The sequence below is a fragment of the Thioalkalivibrio sp. ALJ3 genome (assembly GCF_000377205.1).
Classification (GTDB): domain Bacteria; phylum Pseudomonadota; class Gammaproteobacteria; order Ectothiorhodospirales; family Ectothiorhodospiraceae; genus Thioalkalivibrio.
Genome location: NZ_KB897905.1, coordinates 873,638 through 883,197 on the forward strand (window position 1 = coordinate 873,638; position 9,560 = coordinate 883,197).

General features: G+C 65.4%; 6 protein-coding genes. All 6 read left to right on the top strand.

Features of this window, described 5'->3' with window-relative positions; translation table 11 throughout:
- Window positions 1-23: 23 nt before the first annotated feature.
- Genes C935_RS0104170 through C935_RS0104195 form a run of 6 tightly spaced genes read left to right on the top strand, consistent with a single transcriptional unit; the run spans window position 24 to window position 9,441 of the window.
- Window positions 24-443 (top strand): PleD family two-component system response regulator, encoded by a 420-nt coding sequence (locus C935_RS0104170; protein ID WP_018861259.1) that lies wholly within the window; start codon window positions 24-26, stop codon window positions 441-443.
- A gap of 37 nt (window positions 444-480) precedes the next feature.
- Complete coding sequence (locus C935_RS0104175) at window positions 481-846, top strand: PleD family two-component system response regulator (RefSeq protein ID WP_018861260.1); 366 nt, start codon at window positions 481-483, stop codon at window positions 844-846.
- Entirely contained in the window at window positions 843-1,421 is a 579-nt protein-coding gene (locus C935_RS0104180; RefSeq protein ID WP_018861261.1) for a chemotaxis protein CheW, read from the top strand. The genes C935_RS0104175 and C935_RS0104180 overlap by 4 nt, the downstream gene beginning before the upstream one ends.
- 35 nt (window positions 1,422-1,456) lie before the next feature.
- Window positions 1,457-3,535 (top strand): methyl-accepting chemotaxis protein, encoded by a 2,079-nt coding sequence (locus C935_RS0104185; RefSeq protein ID WP_038040085.1) that lies wholly within the window; start codon window positions 1,457-1,459, stop codon window positions 3,533-3,535.
- A 15-nt stretch (window positions 3,536-3,550) separates the two neighbouring features.
- Window positions 3,551-8,953 carry an Hpt domain-containing protein gene (locus C935_RS0104190; RefSeq protein ID WP_018861263.1) on the top strand — a complete coding sequence of 1,801 codons (5,403 nt, stop codon included), beginning with the start codon at window positions 3,551-3,553 and terminating at the stop codon, window positions 8,951-8,953.
- Complete coding sequence (locus C935_RS0104195; RefSeq protein ID WP_018861264.1) at window positions 8,950-9,441, top strand: hypothetical protein; 492 nt, start codon at window positions 8,950-8,952, stop codon at window positions 9,439-9,441. Before C935_RS0104190 ends, C935_RS0104195 begins: the two co-directional genes overlap by 4 nt.
- Window positions 9,442-9,560 lie beyond the last annotated feature (119 nt).

The window sequence follows — 9,560 nt, forward strand, 5'->3', positions numbered from 1 at the left end:
AGAGGGCCTTCAGGGGGAGCAGGGTGGCGAACGCACTGGCAGAAGCGGACTCGGCTGCCGAGTTTCAGGGGCTGAAAGTCATGGTGATTGATGACAGCAAGACGATTCGGCGCACCGCCGAATCCTTGCTGCAAAAGCACGGTGCGGACGTGATCACGGCCGTCGATGGCTTCGAGGCTTTGTCCAAGGTGGTCAATTCCAACCCCGATATCATCTTCATCGATGTAATGATGCCGCGTCTGGATGGCTACCAGACCTGTGCCCTGATCAAGAACAACAAGCGGTTCCGGGCCACGCCGATCATCATGCTGTCGAGCAAGGACAGCGTATTCGACAAGGCCAAGGGCCGCGTGGTTGGCTCCGAGGATTACCTGACCAAGCCCTTCACCCGGGATGACCTCCTGGGTGCGATGCGTCAGTACACCCGCCCGGCAGGAAGCTGAATCCGCCGCACTACAAGATGCCGACAAGGAACGACCCATGGCCCGCATCCTGATCGTTGATGATTCCCCGACCGAGATCCATGTCCTGCGCACCATGCTGGAAAAGCATGGCCACGCCGTGACGACGGCTCAAAGCGGCGAGGAGGGCGTGGCCGCGGCCAAGGCGCAGGTCCCGGACCTGGTGCTGATGGACGTGGTGATGCCGGGGCTCAATGGCTTCCAGGCCACCCGCGAGCTGTCGAAAGCCGACGAGACTTCGCATGTGCCGGTGGTCGTGGTGTCGACCAAGGATCAGGCCACGGACCGGGTCTGGGCCATGCGCCAGGGGGCTCGGGATTACATCACCAAGCCGGTGGCGGAAAAGGATCTGCTGCAGACGATTGGAAAGTACCTGAACGCATGAAGATTGACCGGTCCACGCCCTATGCCCTGCTCGCGAGTCTCGATCGCGAAGGGCGTCGCGTGAACCGCGAACTGCGACGGGACATTGGCACGGGCTGGCGCGGGGTGTTGCTCCGCGTCGCTGATTTCCGTTTTCTGGTCGACATGGACTCGATTGCCGAGGTGGCCGATCCGCTGTCGCTGACGCGTGTGCCACTGGCGGATCCGGCGGTGCTGGGTGTGGGGAACCTGCGCGGGCTGGTCCTGCCGGTGTTCGACATGGGCAAGCTGTTGCTGGACACCCCCTTGCCACACGATGCGACCGGGCAGCGCGTGGTGGTGGCGCCTCAGGGGCACGGCATGGCCGGATTGCTGGTGAGCCAGGTCGAGGGCATGCGGCGTTGCATCCCGTCGCAACGGCGGCTGGAGGTGACAGTGCCTGACAGCGTGCGCCCCTTTATTACCGGCGGGTTCGATCTAGGGCACCGGCTGCACCCGGTGCTGGATCTGGATCTGCTATTGAACGACACCAATCGCTTTGCCGGCATGGAGCTGGCTGGGGCATCGAATGCCGAACAGGCCGCGGCCGCTGTGTAAGCGGGTCCGACGGACTGCAACAGGGGGTATGACGTATGGGATCGAGTCGCCGCTTGCGCAATATCGTCCTCGGGGGGCTGCTGGTACTGGCCCTGATCGCGACGGGCGTGGCCTTTACCTACCACGAATTCGAACAAAGCCAGTATCGCGATCGTATCGCCCTGGCCAGCGAGATGCAGTTGCTGTCGCAACGGCTGGCGACCGGCACCCTGGAGGCCGCCGCCGGTTCCGAACAGGCGATCACCGACATCACCGAGTTGCGCAACCGTTTCGACGACCAGCTCGAACGGCTGCGCGATGGGGGAGACGGTCTGTTGCCCCTGCCCGAAGCGGTATCCGGCGAGCTGTCGGACGTCAACCGCGAGTGGTCGCTTTATCGCGATGATGTCACCACCGTCATCGTGGGCTCCGATGACATCGAGCAGGTGACGGAATTCTCCGAGGCGGTGGAGGCCTTCTCCCCGGAACTTGCGCGCCTGTCCGACGATGTCGTGCGGCGCATGGTCCAGATCGGCGAATCCCCGGAACAGGTCTATGTGGCCTCGCGCCAGACCATGTTGATCCAGCGCATCGCCAACAACCTCAACCAGGTGTTGCAGGGGGGTGCTGCGGCGGCCACCGCGATCGAGCGCTTCGAGCGTGATGCCACGCTGTATGGGCGCGTGCTCGATGGCCTGATCGAGGGGTTCGAGCCGTTGGGTATCGAGCGCGTCGATGATGCCGAGACTCAGCGCATGCTGCAGGAGATCGCCACCTTGTTTGTCGCCTTTAGCGAGGCGGTCGAAGGGGTGCTGGACACGTCGTCGCAGATTTTCGAGATCAACGCGGCGGCCTCCTCCGTGGAGGCCCGATCGGGGGCGATGCTGGGGGTGACCGGCGGGCTGGAGGCGGCCCTGAACCGCGAAGCCGAACAGGCGGGCGTGATCGCTCTGGTCGGCTTTGCCCTCGGTGGACTGGCGCTGCTGCTGCTGATCGCGATGGGCCTGTTCCTGTATCGCGATACCAAGCGCGAACTGGCCGAAACCGAGGCGCAGAACGAGCGTAACCAGCAGGCGATCCTGCGTTTGCTCGACGAGATGATGAACCTCGCGGACGGCGACCTCACCGTCAACGCAACCGTCACCGAGGACTTCACCGGCGCGATCGCGGACTCGATGAACTACGCGATTGAGAACCTGCGTACCCTGGTCGCGACCATCAACACGGTGGCTGCGGACATCAGCGAGTCCTCGGCTGCCACCCGCTCGCAGGTGCTGGGGCTGGCCGAGAAGTCCGAGGAGCAGGCCCGCGAGATCCAGCAGGCGAACGACGCGATCGACGAGGTGAGCCAGTCGGTCGACAAGGTCGCGCAGGATGCCGGGCAGTCGGCCCAGGTGGCACGAAACTCGGTGGAAATCGCATCCAAGGGGGCGGCCACGGTGCGCCGCTCGATCGAGGGGATGGACACCATCCGCGAACAGATCCAGGAGACCGCGAAACGGATCAAGCGCCTGGGTGAGTCCTCGCAGGAGATCGGCGACATCATCGGGCTGATCAACGACATTGCCGAACAGACCAACGTGCTCGCGCTGAACGCGGCGATCCAGGCCTCCGCTGCAGGCGAGGCGGGCCGCGGATTCGCGGTGGTGGCGGACGAAGTCCAGCGCCTCGCGGAGCGTTCCTCCGGGGCAACCCGACAGGTCGAGGGTCTGGTCAAGGCGATCCAGGCGGATACCAGCGAAGCGGTCTCGTCGATGGAGCAAAGTACCGCCAACGTGGTGTCCGGGGCCGAGATGGCACAGGCGGCGGGCGAGGCGCTGGCCGAGATCGAGCAGGTCTCGGCGGACCTCGCGGACCTGATCGACGGGATCGCCAACTCGGCGCGCCAGCAGTCCGAGATGGCGCGCAACGTGACCTCGATCATGGGGCAAATTCGCGAGATCACCTCGGAGACTACCCAGGGCACCCAGTCCACCGCAGCCGCTATCGGCGACCTGGCGCAACTGTCCGCGCAGCTTCAGTCCTCGGTATCGGACTTCAAGCTCCCCGACCCGACGCTGCCCGACCCTGGCGACGACGCCAACGAGCCTGACGCGCCGTCCGAGGAAACCGTCCCGAACGAGCAGCGCGCCTGACGCCGGGCCGCAGATATGGCACCCAGCGCACTCAATTGGGTCCGCGATGAGCTCGACAAGCTGTTTGTCGAGCTCCAGGACGCTTTGCGGCGTTATGCCGAGAATCCCGCCTGCGAAGAGTGTCTGGACGATGCCCGGGCAGGGCTGGAGCAGATCCGTGGCACGCTGACCATGGTGCAGGTGGACAGCGTGGTCCTGATCTGCGACGAGATGCTGCAGGTGATGGATCTCCAGCAGGGTGCGGAGCCACCCGATCCGGAGGCGACCGAAGCCCTGTTGCGCGCTGCCCTGCAGCTTCCCGACTACCTCGAACAGGAGGGCGATACGGAGCTGCCCTCGCCGATGATCCTGGTGCCGTTGCTCAACGAGCTGCGCGCGGTCCGGGGAGCCACTCTCCTGATGGACGTCGCGGCCTTGATGCCGGATCTCCAGCCCGTGGATGATGATCAGGTCGGATCCGGTGGCGAGGCGCCACACCCGCAGGAGCGCGCACGGCGCCTGCAGGAGGCCCGCAGGGGGTTTCAGCGCGAGCTACTGGAGCTGGTTCGCGGGGACGTGATTGCGGCTGCCCGCCGCCTGCAGCCAATCGCGCACCAGATCGAGGAGGCGGTCCCGCCCGGTGATATCCGGCGTTTGTTCTGGATCGCGGGTGGCATCCTGGAGTCGCTCGCCGACCAGGGTCTCGAAGCCAGCACCGACATTCGTCGGCTGATTGGGCGCGTGGACCGGGAACTCGGCCGCTATGTGGGCATCCTCACCGAGCATTGCGAATCGAGCGACGATGGTTCGGAGCCCGAGTATGCCGTCCCGGATGACCTGATCAAGACCCTGCTGTTTCACCTGGCGGGTGCCAACTCCGATGGCGAGCAGACACGCGCCGTGCGCGAGGTGTTCGGCCTGCACGCGCTGGATGGCGATGAGGGCGGGGGTGTTGGTCAGGCCGTCTATCAGAATCTGCGTGCCGCCCTGGAGGACGACCTCGCCGAAGTGCGGGAGCGTCTGGATGTACTGATGCGCTCGGAGCACCGTGGGCACGAGGATCTCGCCAGTCTGAGCGAACAGGTCGAGCGGATTGGCTCGACCCTGAGCCTGCTGGGCCTGGATGACGGACAGCGCCATACAGAGGCCCTGCTCGAGACCCTGACGCCGGAACGTGCCGGGGAGCCCGATGAGCACGTCGACATGGAACTTGCCGAGCACCTGCTGGCGCTGGAGTCGCTGCTCGACTCGGGCCTGAGGCGGCGGGCGGCCGGCGGTCCACGCGCCGAGTTTGACCGTCACCTGGCGGCGGCGATCTATCAGGAAGCGCTGGTCGACGTGCGACGCGTGCGTGACACCCTGCTCGGATACCTGTCAGGGGAGGGGGTGGACAACGGATTGCGTGAGGCCCGTGGCGCGTTGGAACGGGTCGATGGCGCGATGTCGATCGGCGGGTTCGAAACCCTGCAGGCCCTGCTGCAGCCACTGATCCGCCATCTGGATTCCCGTGTCGATGCCGGTCCAGCGGCGCAGGATCTGCGCGAGGAGGAGGTCGAGGCCCTGGCCGAGGTGCTGAGCTCGATCGAGCTGGCGCTCGAGTCCTCCGGACAGCCCTGGCGCGAACTGGACAGCGTCCATGAACGGGGCGTGGCGGCGCTGCAGCGTCTGGGTGCGATTTCCGGGGGGGATGCCGGTGCCCGTCCTTCTGTGATTGTCGAGCGGGCACCGGAAAGTGCCGACGGCGCGAGTCAGGCAGCCCCGCCCACTGCACCCGGCGATGCCGAGGCGCTCCCGACCGAGGAGGTTGCCGCCGAGACTTCGAGGTCGTCTGTGCCGACACGGGGAGTCGCAACCCCGGAACGCCTGCATTACGACGAGACGGTATTGTCCACTCAGGTCCGGGGGCCGGATATCGATCCCGAGATCCTCGATATCTTCCTGGAAGAGGCTGAGGAGGAGATCGCCAGCCTGCGTGAACAGTTCCCGCGCTGGCAGGCCGCGCCGTCCGACATGGATGCGTTGACGGTGATCCGCCGTTCTTTCCATACGCTCAAGGGCTCCGGGCGACTGGCCGGTGCGTTGCGTCTGGGTGAATTCGCCTGGGTAGTCGAGTCGTTCCTGAATCGCCTGCTGGAAGGTGGCGAGGAGGCTGATATTGCGACCATCCAGGCGCTTGAGGATGCGATCGCGGTGTTGCCCGGGTTGGTGGCCGAGGTCCGCGACGACACCGGACCGGATACCCCCGTGCTGGATATCGCCTTGCGTCTCCAGGCCCTGCTCTCCGGAGATGCGGACCTGCCGGATGAGGCAGGCGATATGCCGGCCAGTGCCGAGGACGAGTTTGCCGAGCTGGTGCGCAGCATGGATGCGCTCGAAGTCGAGTCCGAGGTGGATCCGGAGATTCCCGCCGCTGCTGTTCCGGAGGCATCGGAAGATGATGCGGAGTCGCTCCAGCCCCTGGAGCCACCCACGCATGCGATGGGCGGGGTGCCCGAGGGCGAGTCCGAGGCCGAGACGGACCTGGAGCCTCTGGCGGAATCCGCATCCGAAACGGACGAGGAAACGCTCGAACTTCCGGAGAGCGCAGGCACCGATCAACAGCTCTGGGAGGTGTTTGCTGCCGAGGCGCGAACCCACCTGGCGACACTGCACGAGTGGATCGCCGAGTCCGGGGAACGCCCGGACCGGATTCCGAACCATGATCTGGAGCGTGCGCTGCACACCCTGAACGGTAGTGCCCGGACGGCCGATATCCGCGGCATCTATGCCGTCTGCGGACCGTTCGAGCGCATGGTGCGTATCCACCGGGAGATGGAATGGCCGTTGGCGGAACGGGCGCAGGCCCTGCTCGCCGAGCTTGCAGGCTACGTCGCCACCACGGTAGCCGATGAGCAGCCCGACCCGGCCAAGACCGACGAGCCACCTACCTGGTCGCCCGAGGTCTACGAACTCCTCGACCATGCCACTGCCGAACAGCTACTGCGCGCCGCCGATGCGGATGCGGCCGATCAGGTCCCCGAGACGGCCGACACGCAGTCCGAGGCGGCGCCGATGGAGCCCGCCGATGTGGAGCTGGAAGAGGGCCAGGATACCGAGCCAGAAGAGGAGATTGACCCGGAGTTCGCCGAGGTCTTCATCGAGGAGGCGCACGACATCCTGGAGGCGGCATTCGCGGCCCTTGGGGCCTGGCGTGCGGCCGGTGGGCGTCCGGGCCCGGATCAGAATGCCTTCCAGCGCGAGGTGCACACGCTCAAGGGCAGCGCCCGCATGGCCGGCTTTGAGGTGGTGGGGTCCATCGCCCATTCGCTGGAGAGTGCGCTGGGTGTCGAGACCGAGACGGGACTGGAACCACGCGAAGGCTTTTTCCGACTGGCCGAGCGCGCATTGACCGATGTCCAGCATCTGGTGGAGCGCGGAGTCGGCACCTGGCAGACGGACGAAGGTGCCAGCGAGATGCTGCCGGCCTTGCGTGACTGGGCCTCCGGTGGCGGCGACGAGCTGGAGATCCAGCCGGCCACTCGCGGCAACGACGAGCATACAGCGCCCGAGCCCGGTCAGGCGGATGACGGAGAGCTGGAGGCACTCACTCAGCCCCAGCCGATAGAAGAGGCGCGTCGAATTCAGGACCAGGTGCGCATGGATGCCGAGGTCCTGGACGCGCTGGTCAATCATGCCGGCGAACTTGCGACCTTCCATCGGCGTTTTGAGCAAACCGTGGGGCGCGTCGAGAGCCAGGTCGAGGAGCTGGAACGCACCATTGCCCGCCTGCGCGAGCAGCTGCGCAAGCTCGAGATCGAGACCGAGACCCAGATCCTGTTCCGGGTCGAGAAGGAAGGCGGTGACGAGGCAGTGGATTTCGATCCGCTGGAGATGGATCGGTATTCCGGAATTCAGCAGCTCTCGCGCGCCCTGGCCGAGAGTGTCAGTGACCTTGAAGCACTGAAGCAGGACGTCGGTGACGAACTGCAGAATGCGGGCGCGATTCTGTTGCAGCAGCGCCGGGTCGGGACCGATCTCCAGGACCAGCTCATGCGTCAGCGCATGGTGCGGTTTGCGCGCATGGCGCCACGCCTGCGGCGTGTGGTACGTCAGGCGGGTGATGACCTTGGGAAGCCGGTGCGGGTGGAGTTTGTTGGTCAGGGCGCCGAGCTTGACCGGGCATTGCTGGAGCGTCTGATTGCCCCACTCGAGCACCTGCTGCGCAATGCGATCGCGCACGGGATCGAAGATTCTGACGCGCGGCGCGCGGCCGGCAAACCGGAAGCCGGCCAGATTGGTGTCTCGCTGGAGCAGTCGGGCAGCGAGATCCGCCTGCAGGTGACGGATGACGGTGCCGGGATTGATGCCGACGCCATTCGTGCCCGGGCCGTTGAGCGAGGTCTGCTGGCGGCCGATGCGGAGATCACTGATCCTCAGGCTCTGCAGCTGATCCTGCAGTCGGGCTTTTCGACTGCCTCGGAGATCTCGCAGGTAGCCGGTCGCGGGGTGGGCCTGGACGTGGTCAACAGCGACGTCAAGCAGTTGGGTGGTACGCTGGAGATTGATTCCACGCCGGGTAAGGGATCGCGCTTTACCATGCGCCTGCCATTCACGCTGGCGATCTCGCAGGCGCTTCTGGTACAGGTCGGCGAGGAGACGTTTGCGGTACCCATGGCCTCCGTGGAGGGTGTGGTGCGCGCCCGCGCACAGGAGATCGTGGCCGATGATGAAGGGCACGTGAGCTATCCGTACGCGGGCCAGGACTATGCCGTACGGGCCCTGGGCGACCTGATGGGCGTCGAGACACAGGCCAGCGTAAGTCAGCTCCCGGATCACCCGTTCCCGTTGTTGCTGGTGCGGGCCGACGACCAGCGTGTGGCACTGCGGATCGACGGCCTGCTGGGCAGCCAGGAGGTGGTCGTGAAGTCAGTGGGCCCGGTTCTCAGCCGCATCCCTGGTGTGGCGGGGGCCACACTGCAGGGCGATGGCTCGGTCATGCTGATCCTCGACCTGAGCATGCTGGTGCGTTTTGCGGCGGCCACGGCCGGCGTTGTCGAGGCCGGCCCGGTGGGCGATATCGCCGGTGTACCGCGAATCATGGTCGTCGACGATTCGATCACGATCCGCAAGGTGACCGCGCGTCTGCTCGCCCGCCATGGCTACGACGTGGTCACGGCCCGTGACGGGCTGGACGCGGTCACGATGCTGGAGGAGAAACGGCCGCATCTGATTCTGCTGGACGTGGAAATGCCCCGCATGGACGGATTCGAGTTCGCCGCCCATGTCCGCGATCACCCGGAGTTGGGCCAGGTGCCGATCATCATGATCACCTCGCGCAGTGGCACGAAACATCGCGAACGCGCCTCGCGTCTGGGGGTTAACGGCTACTTGGGCAAGCCGTACCTGGAGAACGACTTGCTGGATGAGATCCGGCGTCATCTCGAAGAGGTCACCGTATGAGCGAGCAGACGCACGAACCGTCGGTCGAGTCGGTGATCGTACAACTGGACACTGGCTCCATTCTGCTGCCGCGCAGCACCTTTCTCGAGGTCACCACGCGAGCTGGGGCCCTGCAGACCGATCACGAGCATGTAGACATCCCGTGGCTGGAGCCCACGCTGATCTGGCAGGACGTCCAGGTACCCGTAGTCAATGTGCACCGCCTGCTGTATCCGGACGACCCCGCCGAGGATGCGCAGCGCCGGTTTACACGCCTGCTGGTCATGCAGGCGATTACGCAGCCCGAGCGGTTGCCGTTCTATGCGCTCGAAGTACGCGGTACTCCGCATCCGGTGCGTATCACGCCGCAAAATATCTATGCCGTCGACGACGCCGATAGCTCTCCGTGGGCATGGCGAGTGAAGGCCTCGGGCGTGACCAGCCACTTGCTGCGACTTGATGCGATCGAGGATCGCTTGCTGGAGCTCTCGCAGCCGGAAGCAGTGTAAGCGCGCTGGTCTCTAGGGAGACGCTGATTTAATCGCACGTCCGCGCTCGAGTCGCTTTTGCGTGCGAACAAGGCGCGGTGACTGCCGTGCAGTCATTCTGCACAAGGGAACCGCAACGC